Below are 24473 nucleotides of genomic sequence, written 5' to 3' on the forward strand. Positions count from 1 at the left end.
TTTTATAGTATTGTTAAATTATCTGAGATCTATTTGATCAAGTACCTCTTTAAGCACTTTTTTAGAGTTTTCCAATTGTTCTGTTTCCAAATCAGTCAATTTAGGACATATTTTTATAACTTGACCGTTTTGTCCGACAATATTAGGTGCTGAATAATATACATCATCTATTGAGTTGTAAGTTGATACGGTAAGTATAGATTTTTCATCTCTTAATATAGCCTCTACTATTCTATTTACTGCAAGCCCTATTGCATAATTGGTATAGCCTTTTTTCTCAATTATAAGATATGCAGCATCTCTTACATTTTTAGATAATTTTTCTTTTAATTTTTCTTCATCAAGCCCGTTTGTTTCACAGTAATCATGAAATGATATTGCTCCTATAAATGCTGATGACCACACAGGAAACTCGCTGTCTCCATGTTCACCTATTATATATGCATGAACTGCTCTTGCATCAAGGTCGAATTCTTTTGAAATTTCATATTTCAATCTTGACGAATCAAGTACAGTACCGCTTCCTATTACCCTTTTTGCAGGAAAACCGGATAACTTATAAGTTACATATGTTAATATATCAACAGGATTTGATACTACAAGAAGTATTGCATTTGGAGAATATCTTGTTATTTGAGGTATCATAGATTTGAAAATTGCTACATTTTTTTTGATTAAGTCCAATCTTGTTTCTCCGGGTTTTTGTCCGGCGCCGGCAGTTATTATTACTATATCGCTGTCAGCCGTATCTTTATAATCTCCTGCACTTAAATCTACCGACTTTACAAAAGCGGCACCGTGTGCCAAATCCATTATTTCGCCCTCAGCCTTATCCTTATTTAAATCTACCATTACAATATTTGAAGCAATACCTGATTGTATCAGAGCAAAAGTTATTGCAGAACCTACAAATCCGGCACCTATAACAGAAATTTTATTTTTACTTTTCATAGAAATTCTCCTTATATATAAAAAATATATTTATTAAAAGTGGTTTACATTTGTATTATACACTCAGTTGATATATTTGAAACAAAAAAGGTATAGATTTATAAATATTTAAATTAGGATTTATATTTTTTTGTTTATGTGTTAAAATTAAGCTAAATAGCAAAAATATAATTATATAGAGGATTATTTATGAATAATACAGATAATAATACCGGAAAAGCTATATTTTTTATAATACTTTCTTCTTTTTGGTTTTCTGTTATGCAAGTTTGCGTTAAGTTTTCCGGTAAGAATATACCACTTATGGAGCAAATTTTTTTTAGAAATTTAATTACATTTTTTATAACATTTTTTGTAATTTTTAAGAAAAAAGAGTCTTTTTTCGGAAAAAAAGAAAATAGAAAATACCTTTTTTTAAGAGCATTTTTCGGATATACAGGAGTATGTTGCTTTTTTTATGCAACTAATCATATGACATTATCAGATGCATCAATATTACAGAAAAGCTCACCTATATACATAACAATATTTTCTGCTATATTAGCAAGAAAAGCGCTTGATAGAAACAAGACCTTGTGTGTTATAATTGCTTTTATAGGAGCTATGTTTGTAGTAAGACCCAAGTTTGATTCACAGACTTTCCCATCTTTAATAGCTATGCTTTCTGCAATACTTACAGCTATATCACATATGGCACTTTCATATGCAAATAAATTTGAAAAGCCTTATACAATAGTATTTTTCTTTTCTTTATTTTCAACTATATGTTCGTTTCCGTTCGTAGTTATGAATTTTGTAATGCCTAACATTTATGAAATATTTTTATTGATAGGAATAGGTGTGTTTGCCGGATTAGGACAGACTTGTCTAACTATGGGATATAGATATTCGCCGGCAAGCAAAGTAAGTATATATACATATACAAGTGTGATATTTGCAGCGATATTAAGCATAATATTTTTCAAACAAAATATTGGGTTGTACAGTTTTATAGGTATAGTATTGGTATTTATCTCCTCATATTATGATTATAGATTAGTGCAAAAACACGAATAAAAAATCTGCGGATTGTATATATTTACTAAAACTATGATTGACAATATTATTTTAGTATTGTATCATATCTATTGTAAATTAATTGACAATAGAGGTGTATAAATTGAATTGGGTTATAGAGTTAAAAAATGAAGTATTGAACGGAAAACTTATAGATAAAGATGAGGCATTGTCACTTGTGGACGCACCACTTGAAATTTTGTGTGATTGTGCTGATGAAATAAGAGAAAAAATATGTAATAACAATTTTGATTTATGTTCTATAGTAAACGGAAAGAGCGGAAAATGTTCGGAAAATTGTAAGTTTTGCGCACAATCATCATTTTATTATACAGATGCAGCTTATTATCCGCTTCTTGCAGAAGATGAAATAATATCACTTGCAAAAAACAATATTGAAAATGGAATTTTTAGATATTCAATAGTTACATCAGGCAAAAAATTGAATAAAAAAGAATTGGAATATATGTGCAATGTCATAAAAAAAATATTGGCAGATTTTGACACGAAGATATGTGCATCTTTCGGATTGCTCGATGAAGATGAATTCAGATATATAAAGGATGCCGGAATTGTAAGGATTCATAATAATCTTGAAACTTCACGAAATAATTTTGCCAATATATGCACTACACATACATATGATGATAAAATAAATTCAATAAAAGCTGCAAAAAGAGCAGGATTAGAAGTATGTAGCGGTGGAATAATGGGATTGGGAGAAACATATGAGGATAGGATAGATATGGCATTAGATTTAAGAGAATTAGGGATAAAATCCGTACCTATAAATATGTTGAACGCAATATCAGGAACACCTTTTGAAAATAATAAAAAACTGACAATTGATGATATGAGAAGGATAGTGGCTATATATAGATTTATATTACCGGATGCGTCAATAAGATTAGCCGGTGGAAGAGGACTTTTGGAAGACAAAGGAAAATCTTGCTTCAAGTCAGGAGCAAACTCCGCAATATCAGGTAATTTGCTTACAACTTCAGGAATTACAATAAAAGATGATATAGAAATGATAAAAGATTTAGGATACGTGCCTGGACTTATAGATTATAAATAATTATATTTTCGTAAAGTAATATTGAACAATATGATATTTATATAATTTAATACAGATATTTCTTAATATATTTGAGTATATTTTAAATAGTGTTTAGTAAAAGATGGAGCTGTTGCTATGAATTTCAACAGTTTCATTTTTTACCTTATATCAACATATTGATTTTTTGTTTAATATACAAATAGCTCTATTAGAGATTAATATAAAAGAATAAATTTTTTATTTTATAAAAAAATGATTTCTTATTATTTATTAGCTAATAGGCTAAAATAAAAAAATGCTTGAAAAATTTTAAATTTATGATAAAATAATTTAGTAATGTGCAGAGGTGGTGGAATCGGCAGACACGTACGTTTGAGGGGCGTATGCTAATTGATGGCGTGAGGGTTCAAGTCCCTTCCTCTGCACCATTAAATATCGACCGCAATGACTATATTTATTTTAATAAATATAAGAGCGATGATTAATGATATTTGCGTGTAGCTTTAGTACGGGTTACTATTGATAGCACGCCTGCTCATAGGAATGAGCGGAGGCATACCTTAGAGAGTTTTGATAAAGCCGATTTATACATTATCTAAGGACAATATAGCCTATGATAAGTTTTTAACTTAGCCCAAAATAAATTATGTAAATTATGCTATAATAAAGAGTTAATATTTTTTAGGAGGTATAATTTATGATGAAGAAAGTAAAATTAAAAGATTATTATATAAAATCGTTTGAATGTATTAGCAAAAAAATAATATTAATAACAAAGAACAAATCTTTAATGTAATTTTTCTTATATAAAGAAAATATATAATATACATAATATCACTAAGTAATTTTTTACTTAGTTTTTTTTGCATAAATTCAGTAGAATTGAAAAATGAAAGATGATGATAATATCTATTTAAATAGGCAAAGATTATACACAAAAGTATTTACACTCCACAATAATAATTGGAAAACTTAACCCCCCATTTGAAATGGAGGGTTAAGTAACTTTTAGTTATCTTCTTCTTTATATTCTTTTTCTAATTTTACTTCTACAAGCTTATACTTATTGTATGTTCCTTTTTCATCTCTTTCTATTTTCATATCTATGTCATTTCCTTTGCCATATATATTATTTTTGTATTTTTTGTTCATAATATCTCTTGTGTCGATAAGTCTGTTGTCTATATAAGCATATGATATTATATTGTTATCTTCAGTAAGGAGTATTAGTGCGTCAGGTGAAATATCGAATTTTGAATATCCGTTTGCATCTTTACCTATAACTTTAGCCTCTTGCTTTACTTTAGTAAAATCATCACCGAAAAAGTTTTGATATTCTTCTTTATCTATCGGAAGATTAAATTTAGGCTTTTTAAAGTCTATATTACTTGTATTTGTTATTTTTTCATCTTCAATTAACTTGTCTACATCTGTCAAATTGGTTACATAGCATATAATTTTATTTTCATTATAATAATATACATCGAATTCTCTAAAAATATTAGAATATCTTCTATCGTAGTAATTTACATTTTTTATATCGCATATTGTAGAAGCGTTAAATCTGTTTGTATAATCATATAGATTCAATTTTGCAAATTCGGAATATTTAAACATACTTACATTGCTATTCGCTACATATGAAAATGCTATATATATAACAAATAATAATATTATGATTATTTTTTTAGTTTTCATATCATACCTCCTATGCTACTTTATTTCTTGAAATTATTGCTTTCGGTATAAAATATCCTAATACACCGCCTACTATAAATCCTAATATTTCGTTCATAGTTTCAAATCTTGATATATCGTAAAGCATAACTTTCATAATATTTGCACCTAATACTGCAGAGCATAAGAATACACCGATTTTAAATACCGGTTCTGTCCATTTGAATGTCAAAAATTCGGAGTTTTTTTCCATTTTATACATTTCAAACAGAAAATATCCCGCCAACAAGAATATTATCGAATATATAAGTAAAGACCATATATTTGTGTTTCTATATATTATAGAAAACGCCTGTGCCATCATAGGTGTAAATTTTGCACTGAAATCTATCAACTTTTCAGGGATATTTACAAGTTCGTCTAATAATAGGAAAAATCCTAACGGCAAAAATGCAAATATACTTCCGCATATAAATGTGGATATAACAGAGCCGAAAAGCATTGACACCATTATAAAATACGAAAATACTACAAGTGATATAAGTACACAAACATACATATAAAATCTGAAATATTGTAACTCTAATACTGATGACAACAAAGGCTCAGTGGATATTATAAAGTATGTTATCATATATATTATTATCATAGGAACTATGCTTACAAGTAGTCCTGTTATTATTTTGTTTATATATATTTGTTTTCTTGAAAATGGTGCTACACTTAATATTTCTATAGTCTTTTTATTCTTTTCATTTGCAAAAAGTATTATAGCACACAAAAATGCAATAAGTGCTGAAAAAAAACTGCCGACTATAAAAATTTCAGAGCTTTTGAGATTTTCAAAACTGTAAAAATTAAAAGCTGTGTTTTTTAATTGTATTATTGCCTGCGTATATCTGAAAGGGTATGAGAATATAAGGTATATAATGTTAATGTAAAGTATCGGAGATAGTATTTTTAAATCTTTTTTTATCAGTGTAGTGTTAAATAGTGACTTGCTTGACATTATTATCGCCTCCCATTTTGAATAAAAATATTTCTTCTAAGGTCATATCCAATTTTTCAAGCAAAATAGGATTATATCTTTGAGCGCTCTCCTTAAATATTTCAAAATCCATATCTACTACAATTTCATATACTTTTCCGTATTTATTTGTAATTTTAGGGTTAAATTCTTTTTTAAATTCTTCACTCATTTCTTCGGAAAAAGCTATCTGTAATTTTTTGAATTTATATTTTAAATCTTCCATTTCTTCTTGTATTTTTAATTCGCCTTTGTTCATAAATCCTACTCTGTCGCATATCTGTTCCAATTCTGATATGTTGTGAGTTGATATTAGGACGCTTGTGCCTCTTGATGATACATCTTGTACTATGAGATTAAGCACCTCTTTTCTTATAAAAGGATCAAGACCTGAAGTAGGTTCGTCCATAAGTATGACTTTTGGCATACAGCTGAGTGCTATCAATAGAGATAATTGAGTTTTCATTCCTTTTGAAAGGTGTTTTATTCTTTTTTTATCTGAAAATGTAAATACTTCTCTTAGAGTTTGGTATCTTTTTTCGTCCCAATTACGGTATATATTTTTATAAAAATTTTTCATGTCTTTTACTGTGAAATTGTTGTAAAACATAATGCTGTCAGGTACATATGCGATATTTTCTCTTATTTCATTGCAGGAGTATACATCTTTGTCAAATAATTTTACACTTCCAAAGTCGGGTATATATATTCCGCAAAGTGTCTTGATGAGTGTTGTCTTTCCTGCACCGTTGGCACCTATGAGTCCATATATGGAATTTTCTTTAAGCTGGATATTTATATCTTTTATAACAGGGAGTACATCATAGCTTTTTGATACGTTTTCGCCTATTATCATAATTTTATTCACCTCTTTCTATAAGCATTTATTGGACTTGATTTTTTTCGTATATGTTTTTGATTATTTCTATGAGCTCTTCTTTTGATATGCCTAAATATATGCTTTCAACGACTATATTGCTTATAATCTCTTTTAGATTTGTCATTTTTTCCTCCTTGTTTTTTGCCTTTATATCAGGATTTATAAACGTGCCTTGACCTCTTTTTATATATATTATCCCTTGTCTTTCAAGTTCCTGATATGCTTTTTGAATGGTATTGGGATTAATGGTCATATCTTTTGCAAGCTCTCTTACTGAAGGCAGTTTTTCATTGGGAAGCAATACTCCGCTTATGCTCATCTGTTTTATACTGTTGATGATTTGTTCATATATAGGAACTCTGCTTCTTACATCTACTTGTATCAATTTTTTCCCTCCTCTTTAAAAAATAATTTATTTTGATTATATTATTCAACAATACCATAAACACTACAAGATATATGCGTTATAGTTATAATAGTACGCTTAATATTGTTTGTCAATAATAATTTTATTTTGTAATTATTTTTTCACTATTTAAATAATTTTTAAATTTTATATTTTTATATAAATATTGAAATTTAAATATAAATTTGATTTAAATAAAGAATATTTTATACTATATATTATTACAAATTGTAATTAGTTATTGTATTATATTTAAATTTATAGTAAAATTAATATATATTTTATTTTACGGTGTTAGTTATAAATTATAGAGGGGTATAAGATATTTGCTTTTAAGTAAGCAATTTACCTCATATAAGAGAATAGTTTAAACTTATAATTAAAGTTTAATTATAAGTATTATCGGGGCAAAGCTCTATTAAAAAATTAAATTTTAAAAAGGAGAATATTTTTATGCAAAAATATGTATGTGATGTATGTGGATATGTTTATGATCCCGCTGTCGGAGATGAAGAAAACGGAATAGCACCGGGAACAAGCTTTGGGGATTTACCGGATGATTGGGTTTGCCCGGTATGTGGAGTTGATAAAGACAGTTTTTCACAAGAATAATAAAAAAATCTAAATCCTCTTTTTATTTATAAGAGGATTTTTTCTTTTTTGACAAAACATTTAATTTTTAAGACAATCACCAATTTACTAAATTAATATATACAAATAATTATAATACCTATGTTTTAAAAAAACTTTGTAGTGTAAACACTGTTTTCATTATGGATATTTATTAAATATTAATTTAATGTTCGGTGATTTATAAGAGGTGAATTATATGAAATTTTTTAATAAAATTATTTTTTCTTTTTTGTTAGTGTTCCTTTTTAATATATCTTTCAGTAATGCCGAAGGAATATATGTAAATAATAACAAAATCCAAAACACAACACCTATATTGATACAAAATGATAAAGCATTTATATCAGTCGGTGATTTATCAGTCGCAGTAGGAGGAAGTATATCTTGGAACAAGAATGAAAAAATTGCAACTGTAAAAACGGATGATTTAAAAATAGAATTTATGAATGGAAGTAATACTGTCAAACTTAATGACAGTAAAGTTTCAATAGAATTGAAATCTGTATTGAAAGATGGAAAACTTATGGTTCCTGCAACTGTTTTAAGAGATTTTTTTAATTTAAAAATATCTTGGAACTACAAAACTAAAAATTTTTTAATAAATTCAGATGAAAAATCAATTGTCAACACTATAAAATTTTCTCAAAAAAATGACACCGCAAAACTTGAAAAATCTATAGGTCCTGATTCTGAAAAATTCAGCTTTACCTATGCTTTAACCGATGATGCAAAAAACGAAAAATATTTAGCTGACGGAAAATACTTCATATTTAAAGCCGGAGAGAAGGGTAATATTACAAAAGGACTTAACGGATATTTTTATATGAATGTGTATACTTTTGATGTATATTATTATCCTCTTGATGCAGCTAACGACGGAAGCGGTATAAAAAAATACAGCAATGGAAAAGAAATTTCAGACTTTAACAAAAACGGAAGAAATACTATACACTCTTTGATTGCAACTACTCATATGATAAATGACATAAAAGAATCCGACAACTCTTTGGCAAATTTTGTCTATACAAGAAAAGACAATATAAATAAAGAGTATTTAAATCATATACCCAAAGCTACTTATTATTACTACCAAGCAAGTAAAAAAGAAAATAATATTCTTAAACCTCAGTTTGAGATAGCTCAAAATGCAAGCACATTGGATGTTTATATATTTTTGAAAAAGGAAAACGGAGTAAATATAGTACAATTACCCGATAAACTAATAAAAACAATAAATATGAATAAAAAAAATTAAACAAACTTAACATATAGTTTGATAAATATTTTTCAAATGTATTTGCAAATGAAAATATTCAGATAGTTTGCAAAGCATGGTATTACCTATATCTTTTGTGATAAAAACAAGGATATAGGTTTTTTTATTCATATAATTATATTTTTTTTGTTGATAAAAAATAAACTAATATTGCACTTATGGCATAATTATTTTAAAATTAAAACTATATAATTACATTTATAATATCAGTATTTAAACATAGCTAATAAAAATATTTAATACTTATCATATATCAGAAATATGTATATATTAGTAAATTAAAATGACATTAAAATATTGTATGTTTTTAGATTTACGATATAAGTGCAACATATAAAAAATAATAGCATTATATTTTCATTAAAAATATTTATATATTCAATAATCAGCTGATGAGCTGATTAATAAATCATATTTTTTTTATAAATCAATTAATAATATATATAAATTTTTGTAATTTCAAATTTTGGAATTGGTTTACTTAATTATTTTTTGATTGCTTATATTATGAATATGGAATATATATATTTTATATGATTGGTAAAAAGAAAGGGGATTTTAATATGAGTAGATTGGAACTTCGTTCCAGAAGTAATTCTCAGCTTATAGTCGAAGATATATACGATGATTTAAGCCGAAGAATAAAATCAGGTCCTATCGGTGTCTGTCCGGTAGATACAACGAGAGCGTTTATAGAAATGTGTCATTCCCAGACCTGCGGGAAATGCGTTCCGTGTCGTGTAGGGCTTTTACAGCTTAAACATCTCATAACAGATGTACTTAGAGGAAATGCGGATATATCAGTTATAGATCTTATAGAAGAAACAGCAAAATCCATATATGAAACTGCTGATTGTGCTATAGGTTATGAAGCTGCTCAAATGGTATATAAAAGTGTAAAATATTGTAGGGATGACTATGAAGAACATATAAAAAGCAGGAGATGTACTTGCTTAAATACACAACCGGTTCCATGCGTTTCACTTTGCCCGGCAGGAATAGATATACCGGGATACATAGCTTTAGTAAAGGAAGAACGCTATGCGGATGCCATAAGACTTATAAGAAAAGATAATCCTCTCCCTACAACTTGCGCTTACATATGTGAACACCCTTGTGAAGAAAGATGCAGAAGAAATATGATAGATGATTCTATCAACATAAGAGGAATAAAAAGAGTTGCGTCTGATTATGCAAGAGAAGTTGATCCTCCAAAATGTAATATTTCTACCGGAAAAAAAATAGCAATAATAGGCGGCGGACCGGCAGGATTAAGTGCGGCTTACTATTTACAATTAATGGGTCATCAAACAACTGTTTATGAGATGTTGCCTAAACTTGGAGGAATGTTAAGATACGGTATACCTAATTACAGACTGCCTAAAAAACGTTTAGATGATGATATAGATGCAATTTTAAAAACAGGTGTGGAAGTTAAATTTGGAATAAAAATCGGTGTAGATATAGATTTTAATGAACTGAGCAAAAAATATGATGCAACTCTAATAACGATAGGAGCTTCAACAGATAAAAAACTTGGTCTTGAAGGTGAAGACAATGAAAATGTAGTTTCGGCAGTAAAATTTTTAAGAGAAGTGGGACTTGATAAAGCAAAAAGACTTGACGGTAAAAAAACAGTAGTAATTGGCGGAGGAAATGTTGCCATGGATGCTGTAAGAACTGCTGTAAGGCTTGGAAGTGAAAAAGTGAGCTGTGTTTATAGAAGAAGAACTGCCGACATGACGGCTTTGCCCATGGAGATTGAAGGAGCCTTAGCTGAAGGTGTAGAACTTATAACTTTAAAAGCCCCTAAAAAACTTGAAATTATAGATGGTTTACTTAAAGGGATATGGGTAACTCCACAGATGATATCCAAGATAAAAGATAAAAGAGCCAATGTAATACCTTCCGGAGAAGATGACGAACTTATAGAATGCGATAATATAATTGTTGCTATAGGACAAGATATAGAAACTAAACATTATGAAGATGCAGGAATACCTGTTGCGAAAGGGAAAATATTTTCATTGCCTACAGGAGGTTTTGACGCATTGCCTAATATATTCTCAGGCGGAGACTGTGCATCAGGACCTGCAACAGTTATAAAGGCAATAGCTGCCGGAAAAGTGCTTGCGGCAAATATAGATGAATATTTAGGATATAGACATGAAATAAGTTGTGACGTTGAAATACCGATACCAAGCAAAGATGACAGGCAGCCTTGTGCAAGAACTGAGCTTGGAGAACGAGAAGCTTGTGACAGGAAGAATGATTTTGAAGAAATCGAAATATGTATGCCGAAAAAAGCGGCTATGCAAGAATGTGGCAGATGTTTGCGCTGTGATCATTATGGATTCGGTATATTCAAAGGAGGTCGTGAAAACTTATGGTAAATTTAATAATAGATGATGTAAATGTAAGTGTTGACGAAGGAACAAGTATAATGGATGCCGCTAAAATTGTCGGTATAAATATTCCCAAACTTTGTTTTTTGAAAGATATAAATGAAATAGCGGCATGCAGAGTATGTGTTGTTGAAGTGGAAGGCATAGATAGATTAGTTACCTCATGCAATAATTCTGTTGAAGAGGGAATGATTATACATACTGACAGCCAAAGAGTGAGACTTGATCGTTATAGAACTGTTCAGATGATACTTTCTCAGCATGATTGTAAATGCGCAACCTGTGTTCGTTCAGGAAACTGTTCATTGCAAGCACTGTCAAATGACTTAAATATAAGGGATATTCTTTACGGAGAAGTGCTTGAAAGACAAGAGTGGGATAGGACATTTCCGCTTGTAAGAAATTCTACGAAATGTATAAAATGTATGCGCTGTATACAGGTCTGTGATAAAATTCAAAGTCTCAATGTATGGGAGCTCGAAGGAACAGGAGCAAGAAGTACCGTAAATGTTTCAGGTTCAAGAACAATAAAAGAGGCGGATTGCTCCTTATGCGGACAATGTATTACACACTGTCCTGTAGGGGCATTAGTGGAACGAGATGATACAGAAAGATTGTGGAGAGCATTTGCAGACCCTAATAAAGTAGTTGTAGTACAAGTGGCACCGGCTGTAAGAACGGCTTGGGCTGAAGACAGCAATCTTGGGAGAGAAGCAGGTACAGTAAATAAGATATTTGAAGGACTAAAAAAGATGGGAGCGGATTATGTATTTGATACATCATTTTCAGCTGATCTTACAATAATGGAAGAAGCATATGAATTTATAGACAGATTCAGTAACGGAGATCTTAAGGAAAGACCTATGTTTACTTCTTGTTGTCCGGGCTGGGTAAGATTTATAAAAAGCCAATATCCTCATTTGGTAAAACAACTTTCCACTGCAAAATCTCCTATGCAGATGTTCGGTTCAGTTATGAAATCATATTTTGCTCAAAGTATAGGTAAAAATCCTGAAGACATAGTTTCAGTTGCTATAATGCCTTGTCTTGCAAAAAAAGGAGAAAGCAATATGGAGTTATTCCATGGAGAATATGCAGGGCATGATACAGACTTAGTTATAACTACAAGAGAATTTGTAAGAATGTTAAGAGCGTCACATATAAATATTGAAAATTTAGTTGGAATAGAGCCTGATAAGTTATTCCATGATTATTCAGGCGCAGGAGTTATATTTGGAGCTACCGGAGGAGTGATGGAAGCGGCACTCAGAACAGCATACCATGCAATAATGGGAGTTAATTGCCCGGCAGACGCATTTGATGTGGTTAGAGCATCTTCACAAGAAACAGGAATAGTAGAGGCAAATTTTGAATTAAACGGTACAAATCTCAGAATAGGTGTAGCAAACGGCTTAGGAAATGCAAGAAAATTGATAGATAGTGTAGAAAATGGTGAAAAGCACTATGATTTTGTTGAAATAATGGCATGTCCCGGAGGATGTGTAGGGGGAGGAGGTCAACCCATACACGATGGAAGTGAGCTTGCATTTGAAAGAGGAAAAAATCTTTATTTTATAGATGAGAGTTCAACCATTAGATATTCTCATGAAAATCCTGATATAAAAGCTATTTATGAAAATTATTTTAAAGAGCCTAATAGCCATAAAGCACATAGTCTTTTGCATACAGATCATAATTTATGGGAAATGCCTTCAGCGCCTAAGAAGAACAGAAACGGTTATGTACTTCCTGCAAAAATTAGATAATATATATATTTTTAAAACCTAAACTATATTTTTTTAAAAGAATTTTTATTCAAATAAAATAAATTAAAAACAGGTACATAGTTTTGATAAATTGTTGTACCTGTTTTTTAGTTTTAAATAAACTCAAGAAATATTTTTATTTAATAGGATTTTATAGTATAATTAATGGGAATAACATAATATATTTTTTGATATAAAGTAAATTGAAAGGATATAACGATGCAATTTGAAGTAATATCTTCATACAAACCGACAGGTGACCAACCACAAGCCATAAAAGCTATGAGCAAATCAATAAAAAAAGGGAATAAATTTCAAACTTTGCTTGGAGTAACAGGTTCAGGTAAGACATTTACAATGGCTAACATAATACAAGAGGTTCAAAAGCCTACACTTGTAATCACGCATAATAAGACACTTGCAGCTCAATTATACAGTGAATTTAAGGAGTTTTTTCCAAATAATGCGGTGGAATACTTTGTATCGTATTATGATTATTATCAACCGGAGGCATATGTACCTCATAGCGACACATATATAGAAAAGGATTCATCCATAAATGACGAAATTGACAAGCTTCGTCACAGTGCTACAGCAGCTATATTGGAAAGACGAGATACAGTTGTAGTTGCATCAGTATCTTGCATATATGGACTTGGAGATCCTACGGATTATCTTGAAATGATGGTATCATTAAGACCGGAGCAGAACAAAGATAGAGATGATGTAATCAGAGAATTGGTAGAGATACAGTATGAAAGAAATGATGTAAATTTTGTCAGAGGAACGTTCAGAGTTAGAGGAGACATTCTTGAAATTTTACCTGCTAATACTGATGAAAGAGGATTGAGAATAGAATTTTTCGGAGATGAAATAGAAAGAATATCAGAGATAAATTATCTTACAGGTGAAGTTTTAGGGACAAGAGATCATGTTTCCATATTTCCGGCATCACATTATGTAACAAATAGAGGTAAGATGGAAAAAGCCATAAAAGGTATAGAGCAAGAATTAAAAGATAGAATACAATTCTTTGAAGATAATGATATGTTGTTGGAGGCGCAAAGAATTTCTCAGCGTACAAAATATGATATAGAAATGTTGAAAGAGATAGGAAATTGTAAAGGAATAGAAAATTATTCGCTTCACTTGACCGGAAGAAAAGTTGGCGAAAGACCGTTTACGCTGATAGATTTCTTTCCTGAGGATTTTTTGATAATAATAGATGAATCCCATGTAATGTTACCACAGCTACACGCTATGTATGCAGGTGACCATTCAAGGAAAAAATCATTAATAGATTACGGTTTTAGACTACCATCTGCATTTGACAACAGACCGCTCAAATTTGAAGAATTTGAAAGTATAATAAATCAAATAATGTTTGTGTCTGCAACACCTGGAAAATATGAAATGGAAAAATCATCAGAATTCGGTGAGCAGGTTATACGACCTACGGGTTTATTAGATCCCATTATAGAGGTCAGAAAAATTGAAGGGCAGATAGATGATTTAATAGGAGAAATAAATTTAAGAGCCAAAAAAGATGAAAGAGTTTTGGTAACGACACTTACAAAGAAAATGGCAGAAAAACTTACAAGCTATCTTGAAAAAGTAGGTATAAGAGTAAAATATTTGCACTCCGATGTAGATACACTCGACAGGATAAAAATAATAAGAGATTTGCGAATAGGTGAATTTGATGTACTTGTAGGCATAAATCTTTTAAGAGAAGGACTTGATATTCCAGAGGTTTCACTTGTTGCGATATTGGATGCAGATAAAGAAGGATTTTTGCGTTCAGAAACTTCACTTATACAGACTATAGGAAGAGCGGCAAGGAATGCTGACGGAAAAGTAATAATGTATGCAGATATAATAACAAATTCGATGCAAGTGGCTATTGACGAAACAGACAGGAGAAGACATATACAAGAGCAATATAATAAAAAACACAATATAAAACCACAGACTATATATAAAGAAGTAAGAGATTTAATAGTTGCAACAAAAGTAGCCGAAACCGGTGAAAATTATGGAGTAAAAGATATTATAGAAGTAGAAGAATTGAAACAAAGAATTATATTACTCACAGAGCAGATGCTTGCAGCAGCTGAAAACTTGGAATTTGAAAAAGCCGCAAAGTTGAGAGATACAATAAAAGAAATAGAAGCAAAGATTAAATAAGATAAAATGTTTCAAATAATATATATGTGGTATTTTTTAATTGTATTTTTGAAAAATTTTATACTATTGTCTAACTAAACATAGATATTTTTTAATATTATGCTCAAATATATTTTGCTTGGAGCAAGGTTTTATAAATATCTAAAAGAAGATATCTATAAAATTGTTAGAAATTTTGCTTGCAAAAGAATTTGAGCATATCTTAATTTAAATAGAATTTAGTATTATACTAAAATTAAATAAAATGATATAAAAAGTGTTGTGTAATTTAATAAAATATAACACCATTTATGGTATGCTTGATATGAATTATTCATTTATGATTAGTATTTAGATAATTTTTGTAAAAGTTTTAGATAATATGTTTTATATTTTCAAAAATAACATAAAAAATATATGAGGTTTTATAATGAATGATAAGATTATAATAAAGGGAGCAAAAGAGCATAACCTTAAGAATGTAGACCTTGAACTTCCACGAAATAAAATGATAGTTTTCACAGGTTTGTCAGGTTCCGGAAAATCATCTTTGGCGTTTGACACTATATATGCTGAAGGGCAAAGACGATATGTGGAGAGTTTGTCATCTTATGCAAGGCAGTTTTTGGGCAGAATGGATAAACCTGATGTTGAATATATAGAAGGTCTTTCACCTGCCATATCTATAGACCAAAAAACTACATCAAACAATCCACGTTCTACAGTAGGTACAGTTACAGAAATATATGATTATTTGAGACTGTTATTTGCCAATATCGGTATACCTCATTGTCCTATATGTCATAATGAAATAAGACAGATGAGTATACAGGAGATAGTAGACAAAATTATGCTCTTTGACAGCAAAACCAAGATACAGATAATTTCTCCTATAATAAGAGGTAAAAAAGGCGCTCATGAAAAAGTTATTGAGGGAATAAAAAAAGACGGATATATAAGATTGAAGATTGACGGTCAGGATTATACGGTAGAAGATGAAATAAAATTAGAAAAAAATAAAAAACATGATATATCAATAGTAATAGATAGGCTTATAATAAAAGATAATTTGGAAAAAAGATTGGCGGACTCAATAGAAACTGCTGTAAATTTATCTGACGGTATACTTATAGTAGATGTCATAGGAGAAAAAGAAATTATGTATTCTACTAAACTTGCATGTCCTGAGCATGGTATAGCTATGAGTGATTTATCTCCTGCTATGTTTTCATTTAACAATCCTATGGGTGCGTGTCCTACTTGTCTTGGTCTTGGAACTATGAGCAACATAGATATAAATTTGCTCATACCTGATGATACACTTACTCTCAGACAAGGTGCGATAGATGCATGGAATACATCTGATGCAGCAAAAGAAGAAGGATATTATTTTAAATTAATTGAAGCGTTGGCGAAGAAAAATAAAATTTCGCTTGATATACCATATAAAGAACTACCTGAAGATTTTAGACAAAAACTTCTATATGGAACTAATGAGATAGTAGAATTTTCATTTGACAGTAAATTTGGTGGAAGCAGAAAATACAAATCTACTTTCGAAGGTGTAATACCGAATTTGGAGAGAAGATACAAAGAAACACCATCAAATCTTATAAGAGAAAAAATTGAGCAATATATGGTGGAAAGTCCCTGTCCGAGTTGTAAAGGAGCAAGACTTAAAGAGGAAATACTTTCTGTTACAGTTGGAGAAGAAAATATTGCAAGCGTTACAGATAAATCAATAACAGATTTGATAGGATACATTGATAATTTAAAACTTACAAAAAAAGAAAGCATAATAGCCGGAGAAATATTAAAAGAAATAAGAGCAAGAGCCACATTTTTGAAAGATGTCGGACTTGAATATTTGACTTTGTCAAGAAAAGCTGGAACATTATCTGGTGGAGAAGCACAAAGAATAAGACTTGCAACACAGATAGGTTCTGCACTTGTAGGAGTATTATATGTACTTGATGAGCCTTCGATAGGATTGCACCAAAGAGATAACGAAAGATTATTGGCGTCCCTTAGAAATCTTGCTGATATTGGAAACACTCTTATCGTAGTAGAGCATGATGATGATACTATAAAATCAGCAGATTATATAGTCGATATAGGACCCGGTGCAGGAATATATGGCGGAGAAGTTGTGGCTTGTGGTACAGTTGATGAAATAAAAAAATCTCCACGCTCAATCACCGGTCAATATTTATCAGGAAAGAAAAAAATACAAGTTCCAAAAACGAGAAGAGCTATTGAAAAAGGATATATAAATATTAAAAAAGCATCTGAAAATAATTTAAAGGATATAGATGTAGATATACCTCTTGGAGTTTTCACTTGTGTGACAGGCGTGTCAGGTTCAGGAAAAAGTACATTGGTAAATGAAATTTTATATAAATCGGCATCATCAAAATTATATAAAAGTAAATTTAAAATAGGTAAATGTAAGTCTGTAAACGGACTTGAGAAAATTGACAAAGTAGTAGATATAGACCAATCACCTATAGGAAGAACACCACGCTCAAATCCTGCAACCTATACAGGAGTTTTTGATATAATAAGAGATGTGTTTGCAATGACACCGGAATCAAAGTCAAGAGGCTACAAAAAAGGAAGATTTTCATTCAATGTAAAAGGCGGAAGATGTGAAGCCTGTAACGGTGATGGAATAATAAAATTGGAAATGCACTTTTTGCCGGATGTATATGTACCATGCGAAGTATGTGACGGTAAGAGATATAATAGAGAAACTTTGCAAGTGACTTACAAAGATAAAAGTATATCTGACGTATTGGATATGGACGTAAAAACTGCGATAGGTTTTTTTGATTCAATCCCAAGAATAAAGAGAAAATTGGAGACATTGATACAAGTAGGACTGTCTTATATAAAACTTGGACAACCGTCAACACAACTCTCAGGTGGAGAAGCACAGAGAATAAAATTGGCAACCGAGCTTAGCAAAATTTCTACAGGAAATACATTGTATATACTTGACGAGCCTACTACCGGACTTCATACAGATGATGTGAGCAAGCTTATAGAAGTTTTGCAAAAATTGACTGATTTAGGTAATACGGTAGTTGTTATAGAACACAATTTAGATGTCATAAAATCTTGTGATTATATAATAGATTTAGGACCTGAAGGCGGAGTAGGTGGTGGAACGATAGTGGCTACAGGCACGCCTGAAGAAGTTGCAAAAGTAAAAAAATCATACACAGGTAAATTTTTAAAAAATATGTTGTAAAAAATATAGACTGATATTATTATCTAACCAAACATGTTTCAGTATAAACTTAAAATATTTTATTGCTTGATTAAACTATCTGTCAAAATCATAAATTTGGCAGATAGTTTTTTAAGTAAAATTTAATTGAAAAAAAAATATAAATGTTTTATAATTATAAAAGAAAAAATAAACTTTTATCTAAAATTTTATACAAATAAATTCAACAAAATTATACATACAAATATTAGAGAGGTGTAGCTTATGAGGGATATAGCTATAGTTACTGACTCTACATCAGATTTACCTGATGAGTTCATTAAGGCGAATGATATACAAATTATACCTTTGCAGGTAAATTGTTCAAATAAAACCTATAAAGACAAGATAGAAATAACATATGAAGAAATATATGCAAATTTAGACAAAGAAATTCCCACAACATCTCTTCCTTTTGCACAAGATATTATAAATGTGTTTGAAAGTTTGAAATCAAATAATATAAAAAATGTGGTAGGTTTGTTTTTATCTTCCAATTTAAGCGGTACTTACAACCTTATAAGTCAAATTGCAAAAGATTATTTGCAATATATGAACATAAAACTTATAGATACAAAAACCATATCAATGGGCATAGGTCATGCAGTAATGCAGGCGGCAAACGCCGTTAAGCTTGATAAGTCTTTTGATGAGGTTGTTGAGATTGCAGTTAATACCGTCAAAAATACAAGAACTTTTTTTATGCTTGATACATTGACTTATCTTATAAAAGGTGGACGTATAGGCAAAGTAGGCGGTGTAGTAGGAAATATACTCAATATAAAACCTATAATCGGCGTTGATGAAATAGACACAGGTCAATATTATACAATAAAAAAAGTGAGAGGAAGGAATATTGCTCTTAAAACACTTAATGAAATAGTGCAAAAATTGACAGATAAAAAGAAAGAATGTGTTGTTGCTATTGCAGATGCAATCGCTAAAGATGACAGAGATAAAGTATATGATATGATAAAATCAGATAACAACAATATAAAAGATTTCATAAAGACATCAGTTACACCTGTAATAGCAGTACATACAGGTCCGGGGCTTGTGGGGATATCAGTATATTGCAAAGAAGGTCTTGACGATTTGAGAGTATACTGATTTTTTGGAAAGGAAAATTGTATTTAAATGAATGAAAAAGACTTATATAACAGTTTATCTGGAGATAATCTTCCTGTATATTTTTTATGCGGACAAGAGAGATATCCTATAGACAAAGCTGTACAAATGCTAAAAAACTCGCTTAATCCTAATTTTAGAGAGCTCAATTTTACTTTGATAGATTCTGAAAATGAAACAGATATAGATAATATGGTCAGCTGTTGCGAATCTATACCATTTATGGATACGAAAAGGGTTATTGTTGTAAAAAATTCAGATTTGTTTCAAACAGGGAGTAAAAGTCAATCTAAAGAGCAGATGCAAAAAATAATGAACTATTTGAACTCTCCTTGTAATACTACAGTCGTAATTTTTGCACCTATGCAAGTGGATAAACGAAGCGAGCTGTATAAATTTATGAAGAAAAAGTATGATATATATCAATCTGATAAACTTGATAAGATAAAATTCTCTTCATGGGTTTCAGACAAGTTTAAAAGTAAAAATGTGATTATAGACAGCCATTCTAAAGAATATTTTATACAAAAAAGCGGATATTTATTCAAGGACTCCGAAATTACTTTACTTGATGTAGAAAGCGAAATAGATAAAATCTGCCTTAATTCCGATAATAATATAGTGAGTGTAATAGATATAGAAAAAGTAAGCAGTACTGTGAATGATAATGATGTTTTCAAATTTATAGACTATGTTTTTGCAGGAGATTTCAGAAATTCACATTTAATGCTGTATAATATTATTGGTGTACAAAAAAATGCTATACTGCTCCTATCACTATTAGGAAGACAACTTTCACTTTTAATAAAAATATATATGCTTATGAAAGAAAAATGTTCCAATGACACTATATCAAAAATGCTTATGTTACATCCTTTCGTTGTAAAAAAATGTAATATACAGCTAAAAAGATATTCATATAAAGAATTGTTGGATTTATATAATTTATGCAGTGATATGGACTATAGAATAAAAAAAGGTCAGATAAGAGAAAATATAGGCGTAGAAGTCATAGTAAGCAGAATTTGTAGAAATAAAAAATAATTTTAAAAACTGTATTAATGATTATTTAATACAGTTTTTAAAATTAATCAAAAAATTTATTATATTTACAATATAAGTGAGCAATACATAAAAAATTATTTTTATAGGAGAACACTACATTGTATGAATGAAGAAAACAAAGAAATACTGTTTTTTGCACTGTCTTTGGGAGAACTTATGCTCTGCAATGGTGGTGAAATATATAGAGTTGAAGATATGATGCTAAGGATATGTAATTCGAGGAACATTAGTGGTATAAATGTATTTGCAACTCCTACAGTAATTATGATATCTTATAATAATCCTGAAAAATTGTGCATATTCAACAGAATAAACTTAAGAGGTTCAAATCTTGATAAAGTATCTATGATAAATAATCTTGCAAGAAAATTTACATCTACAAATATGAGTGTGCAAGAAGCAAAAAAAGCAATGGAAGTTATAAGAAGAAAAAAGCAAAATCATATAGTAAAGTTGATATTTGCGGGGATAGTAGCATCTTTTTATGCTGTGCTTTTTAACGGAAGTATAATTGATTTTTTTATAGCATTTATATTAGGCGTTGTATCACAGGCGGTATATGACTATTTTAACGCTGTTGCAGAATCACCTTTTTTATCTAATATATTGGCAGGCTTTACAATAGGCTTTTTTGCACATATATCCGAAAAACTTATGGGAACATCTATTGATACAATAATAATTGGGGCTATAATGCCATTCGTACCTGGACTTATACTCACAAATGCAGTGCGTGATTTTATATATGGAGATTTATTGTCAGGCTCATCACGATTTTTTGAAGCTATACTTGTCGGTACATCTGTTGCTGTAGGTGTATCTTTCGGTATTTCGGCATCAGGCTTAATAAATACACTGTTTTAAAATATAATTGTAAAAATATAAAAAGCTTTATAATTTAAAAGCAAGTATACCTAATTTTACTTAGTTAACCAACTCTTAAAGACAAGAATATATACTATTCTATAATTATAACATTGTCATATATTTATTTTTGTTTGAGAGTAATTATACAATTTAACATAAGATAAGAATTTAATCATATGAAATATTTATAAAACAGTATTTTCGATTCTATATTAAAAATAAAGGAGAGCTATGTTTTATATATTTAAAAACTTTGTATTTTCATTTTTGGCTACAGTTGGATTTTCCATGCTTCTAAATGTACCGAAAAAATCTATACATTTATGTTCGCTTTCAGGGGCAGTAGGGTGGACATTGTATATAATACTTAGAAGATACGGAATAGACAATGTAAATTCCAATTTATATTCATCAATAATTATAGCGCTTATGGGAGAGATATTTGCGAGGCTTGATAAAGAGCCTGTTACTATTTTTGTTATTCCGGGAATATTTTGTATAGTGCCTGGATATGGTATATATAATGCGATGAAAAATCTTATGGAAAAAAATTATGAGCAAGCATCAAGAATAGGATTTGAAACTGTATTTGTTGCAGGAGCCATAGCCACAGGAATAATAATAGTATCATCTATATTTAAAATTTACAGCAAGTATAAATCAAAGGCAAAAATTTAATAATATTACCTGATTAAATATGAATATAATAAAAACTCTAAATTGAATGTATTTAATTGGTGCTACTTTTAGCTATGTCGGTGTTAGCAATCCATTTGATTAAATATATTTTTATATTTTAGTGGTACATATTATTTTAAATAGGTTTTAGTATAATAGGAGATTTTTTATGAAGATATATATTCTCGGACTTGGTGCAGGGAGCATTGATATAATAAGCAAAAAAGGATATGAGCTTCTCAAAAAAGAAGATATAAAAAAAATATTCAGAACAAAAGAACACGAAATAATACACGAATTGGCAAAAGAAAATATAGAGTTTGAAACTATGGATTATGTATATTTAAGTGAGCCGAATTTCGAAAGCGTTTATGAAAAAATAAGTGATATAATAATTGAGAAAGCAAAACAATATGACGAAATATTATATGCTGTTCCGGGAAGTCCTTTTATTACTGAAGATACTACAAATATTATTATAAAAAAAGCACAAAATGAAAATATAGACATTCAAGTCATACCTTCTGTAAGCTTTATAGATGCGGTTATATGCACAATAAAAAAAGATCCTACAAAAAAACTGTATATAACAGATATATTTAATATAGATAAAAGCAGGATAAATCCTTTAAATAATATTATGATATCTCAAGTGTATGACAGATTTAAAGCTTCTGAATTAAAACTTATGCTCATGGATAGATACGATGATGAGCAGGAAATATATATAATAACTTCTGCAGGCGGTAAAGATGAAAAAGTAAAGACAGTAAAATTATATGAAATGGATTATTCTGATAATGAATACAGTCATTTGACGAGTATATTCATAGAAAGTGTTGAAGATAAAAAATATAACGATATAGAAGATTTGAGAAATCTGCTCAGAACTTTGAGGGGAAAAAATGGATGTCCTTGGGATAAAAAGCAAGATTTTTCTTCAATGGCAAAGTATGTGAAAGAAGAGGCAAATGAGGTAGCAGATGCTATAAATAACAACGATATGGATAATTTGCTTGAAGAGTTGGGAGATTTATTGTTTGAGATAGTATTTTTAACTAATCTTGCAGAAGAAAAAGGCATATTTTCTTTTGAAGAAGTAGTAGATGAAATAGTTAAAAAGATGATAAGAAGACACCCTCATGTATTTGAAAATATGGATATAAGCGGCAAAAACGTTGAAGATATATGGCAAGAAATAAAAAATATTGAAAAACAGCCAAAAAACTCTTGACGAACTGCAAAACACATTGTAAAATAAAGACGTGGAAAAAACCATAAGCCTTTATAATTTTTAAGGAGGAATTTTATAATGAATAAGTCAGAATTAGTATCAAAAATGGCTGAAAAAAGTGGACTTACAAAAAAAGATTCAGAATTAGCACTAAATGCTTTTATGGCATCAGTTGAAGAAGCATTAGTTAAACAAGAAAAAGTTCAATTGGTTGGATTTGGAACTTTTGAAACAAGAGAAAGAGCAGCAAGAGAAGGTAGAAATCCGAGAGATCCTAAAGTAAAAATAAAAATACCTGCATCAAAAGCGCCTGTTTTCAAAGCTGGAAAAGGATTAAAAGAAAAAGTAAATGTAAACGGAAAGAAAGCAACAAAGAAAAAATAAGGAATTATATAGAAAATTACTATCACCTCAAAGGTAATAGTAATTTTTTTAATGTAGGCTTAAGCCTACATTAAAAAAACCTTTACGCATAATTTTGTGTAAAGGTCTTTTTGTAGCTTAAGCAAAATAAACCCCCAGTTTTACTGGGGGAATAAAAATCTTTAGATAAAAGAAAACCTCCTTTTGATATAATAGAATTGGTCCGCCAAAACCAAAATAAAATCAAAAGGAGGTTTTTGTTATGAAAGACATAAATAGTTTATCACATTCCAAGTGGAGATGCCAGTATCATATAGTATTTGCTCCCAAATTTAGAAGAAAAGAAGTCTATGGAAAAATAAAACTAGACATAGGAAAAATATTAAGGAAGCTGTGTGAACAAAAAGGAGTAGAGATAATACAAGCGCAGGCATGTGTGGACCATATACACATGTTAGTGAGTATACCGCCAAGTTTAAGTGTATCACAATTTGTAGGATATTTAAAAGGAAAGAGCAGTCTTATGATATTTGATAGACATGCGAATTTAAAATATAAATATGG

General features: G+C 29.8%; 20 protein-coding genes and 1 tRNA gene. 16 read left to right on the forward strand and 5 right to left on the reverse strand.

All coding sequences use genetic code 11. The annotated features are described in order from the left end of the window. Positions 1-18 precede the first annotated feature (18 nt). Positions 19-951 (reverse strand): L-lactate dehydrogenase, encoded by a 933-nt coding sequence (locus tag HMPREF9629_RS07900; protein ID WP_009525865.1) that lies wholly within the window; start codon positions 949-951, stop codon positions 19-21. Between the two features lie 189 nt (positions 952-1140). On the opposite strand from HMPREF9629_RS07900, the gene HMPREF9629_RS07905 reads away from it, so the two are divergent. The 3 genes from HMPREF9629_RS07905 (at position 1141) to HMPREF9629_RS07915 (ending at position 3495) form a co-directional block, all read left to right on the forward strand. After that, a complete protein-coding gene (locus HMPREF9629_RS07905; RefSeq protein ID WP_009525866.1) occupies positions 1141-2007 on the forward strand; it encodes a DMT family transporter in 867 nt (288 codons plus the stop codon). Between the two features lie 103 nt (positions 2008-2110). Further along, entirely contained in the window at positions 2111-3085 is a 975-nt protein-coding gene (gene bioB / locus HMPREF9629_RS07910; protein WP_009525867.1) for a biotin synthase BioB, read from the forward strand. A gap of 322 nt (positions 3086-3407) precedes the next feature. Next, a tRNA-Leu gene (locus HMPREF9629_RS07915) sits at positions 3408-3495 on the forward strand. 580 nt (positions 3496-4075) lie between these two features. Here the strand turns inward: HMPREF9629_RS07915 and HMPREF9629_RS07920 are convergent. From HMPREF9629_RS07920 to HMPREF9629_RS07935, 4 genes are read right to left on the reverse strand one after another with little or no spacing between them, the layout of a single operon-like run. Continuing rightward, entirely contained in the window at positions 4076-4765 is a 690-nt protein-coding gene (locus HMPREF9629_RS07920) for a hypothetical protein (protein WP_009525869.1), read from the reverse strand. A 10-nt stretch (positions 4766-4775) separates the two neighbouring features. Beyond that, positions 4776-5753 carry an ABC transporter permease subunit gene (locus tag HMPREF9629_RS07925; protein WP_009525870.1) on the reverse strand — a complete coding sequence of 326 codons (978 nt, stop codon included), beginning with the start codon at positions 5751-5753 and terminating at the stop codon, positions 4776-4778. Then, positions 5731-6627 (reverse strand): ABC transporter ATP-binding protein, encoded by an 897-nt coding sequence (locus HMPREF9629_RS07930; RefSeq protein ID WP_009525871.1) that lies wholly within the window; start codon positions 6625-6627, stop codon positions 5731-5733. Before HMPREF9629_RS07930 ends, HMPREF9629_RS07925 begins: the two co-directional genes overlap by 23 nt. A 28-nt stretch (positions 6628-6655) precedes the next feature. Next, a complete protein-coding gene (locus HMPREF9629_RS07935) occupies positions 6656-7036 on the reverse strand; it encodes a GntR family transcriptional regulator (protein ID WP_009525872.1) in 381 nt (126 codons plus the stop codon). Positions 7037-7510: 474 nt separating this feature from the next. Between HMPREF9629_RS07935 and rd the strand changes: the two genes are divergently transcribed. From rd to tnpA, 13 genes are all read left to right on the forward strand, one after another. Next, complete coding sequence (rd, locus tag HMPREF9629_RS07940; RefSeq protein ID WP_009525873.1) at positions 7511-7669, forward strand: rubredoxin; 159 nt, start codon at positions 7511-7513, stop codon at positions 7667-7669. Positions 7670-7886: 217 nt separating this feature from the next. Next, positions 7887-8945 carry a copper amine oxidase N-terminal domain-containing protein gene (locus HMPREF9629_RS07945; protein ID WP_009525874.1) on the forward strand — a complete coding sequence of 353 codons (1059 nt, stop codon included), beginning with the start codon at positions 7887-7889 and terminating at the stop codon, positions 8943-8945. Between the two features lie 584 nt (positions 8946-9529). Continuing rightward, a complete protein-coding gene (locus HMPREF9629_RS07950) occupies positions 9530-11359 on the forward strand; it encodes an NAD(P)-binding protein (RefSeq protein WP_009525875.1) in 1830 nt (609 codons plus the stop codon). After that, the gene (locus tag HMPREF9629_RS07955; RefSeq protein WP_009525876.1) at positions 11353-13137 is read left to right on the forward strand and encodes a [FeFe] hydrogenase, group A; all 1785 of its coding nucleotides are present in this window, start codon (positions 11353-11355) and stop codon (positions 13135-13137) included. The genes HMPREF9629_RS07950 and HMPREF9629_RS07955 overlap by 7 nt, the downstream gene beginning before the upstream one ends. 219 nt (positions 13138-13356) lie before the next feature. Beyond that, a complete protein-coding gene (gene uvrB / locus HMPREF9629_RS07960; protein WP_009525877.1) occupies positions 13357-15324 on the forward strand; it encodes an excinuclease ABC subunit UvrB in 1968 nt (655 codons plus the stop codon). Positions 15325-15733: 409 nt separating this feature from the next. Further along, on the forward strand, positions 15734-18556 hold the full coding sequence (gene uvrA, locus HMPREF9629_RS07965; RefSeq protein ID WP_009525878.1) for an excinuclease ABC subunit UvrA: 2823 nt from the start codon (positions 15734-15736) through the stop codon (positions 18554-18556). Positions 18557-18799: 243 nt separating this feature from the next. Further along, the gene (locus HMPREF9629_RS07970; protein ID WP_009525879.1) at positions 18800-19684 is read left to right on the forward strand and encodes a DegV family protein; all 885 of its coding nucleotides are present in this window, start codon (positions 18800-18802) and stop codon (positions 19682-19684) included. 27 nt (positions 19685-19711) lie between these two features. Continuing rightward, positions 19712-20746 carry a DNA polymerase III subunit delta gene (gene holA, locus HMPREF9629_RS07975; protein WP_009525880.1) on the forward strand — a complete coding sequence of 345 codons (1035 nt, stop codon included), beginning with the start codon at positions 19712-19714 and terminating at the stop codon, positions 20744-20746. 123 nt (positions 20747-20869) lie between these two features. Continuing rightward, a complete protein-coding gene (locus tag HMPREF9629_RS07980) occupies positions 20870-21631 on the forward strand; it encodes a threonine/serine exporter family protein (RefSeq protein ID WP_009525881.1) in 762 nt (253 codons plus the stop codon). Between the two features lie 234 nt (positions 21632-21865). Next, positions 21866-22312, forward strand: coding sequence for a threonine/serine exporter family protein (locus HMPREF9629_RS07985; protein ID WP_009525882.1), 447 nt, complete (start codon positions 21866-21868; stop codon positions 22310-22312). Positions 22313-22481: 169 nt separating this feature from the next. After that, positions 22482-23546, forward strand: coding sequence for a MazG nucleotide pyrophosphohydrolase domain-containing protein (locus tag HMPREF9629_RS07990; RefSeq protein ID WP_009525883.1), 1065 nt, complete (start codon positions 22482-22484; stop codon positions 23544-23546). Between the two features lie 78 nt (positions 23547-23624). After that, positions 23625-23930, forward strand: a complete 306-nt coding sequence (locus HMPREF9629_RS07995) for an HU family DNA-binding protein (RefSeq protein WP_009525884.1) — start codon at positions 23625-23627, stop codon at positions 23928-23930. Between the two features lie 241 nt (positions 23931-24171). Next, positions 24172-24473: IS200/IS605 family transposase (tnpA, locus tag HMPREF9629_RS08000; RefSeq protein WP_009525885.1), on the forward strand; the 302-nt coding region annotated here is incomplete at its 3' end.

It is taken from the genome of Peptoanaerobacter stomatis (assembly GCF_000238115.1).
Lineage (GTDB): Bacteria > Bacillota > Clostridia > Peptostreptococcales > Filifactoraceae > Peptoanaerobacter > Peptoanaerobacter stomatis.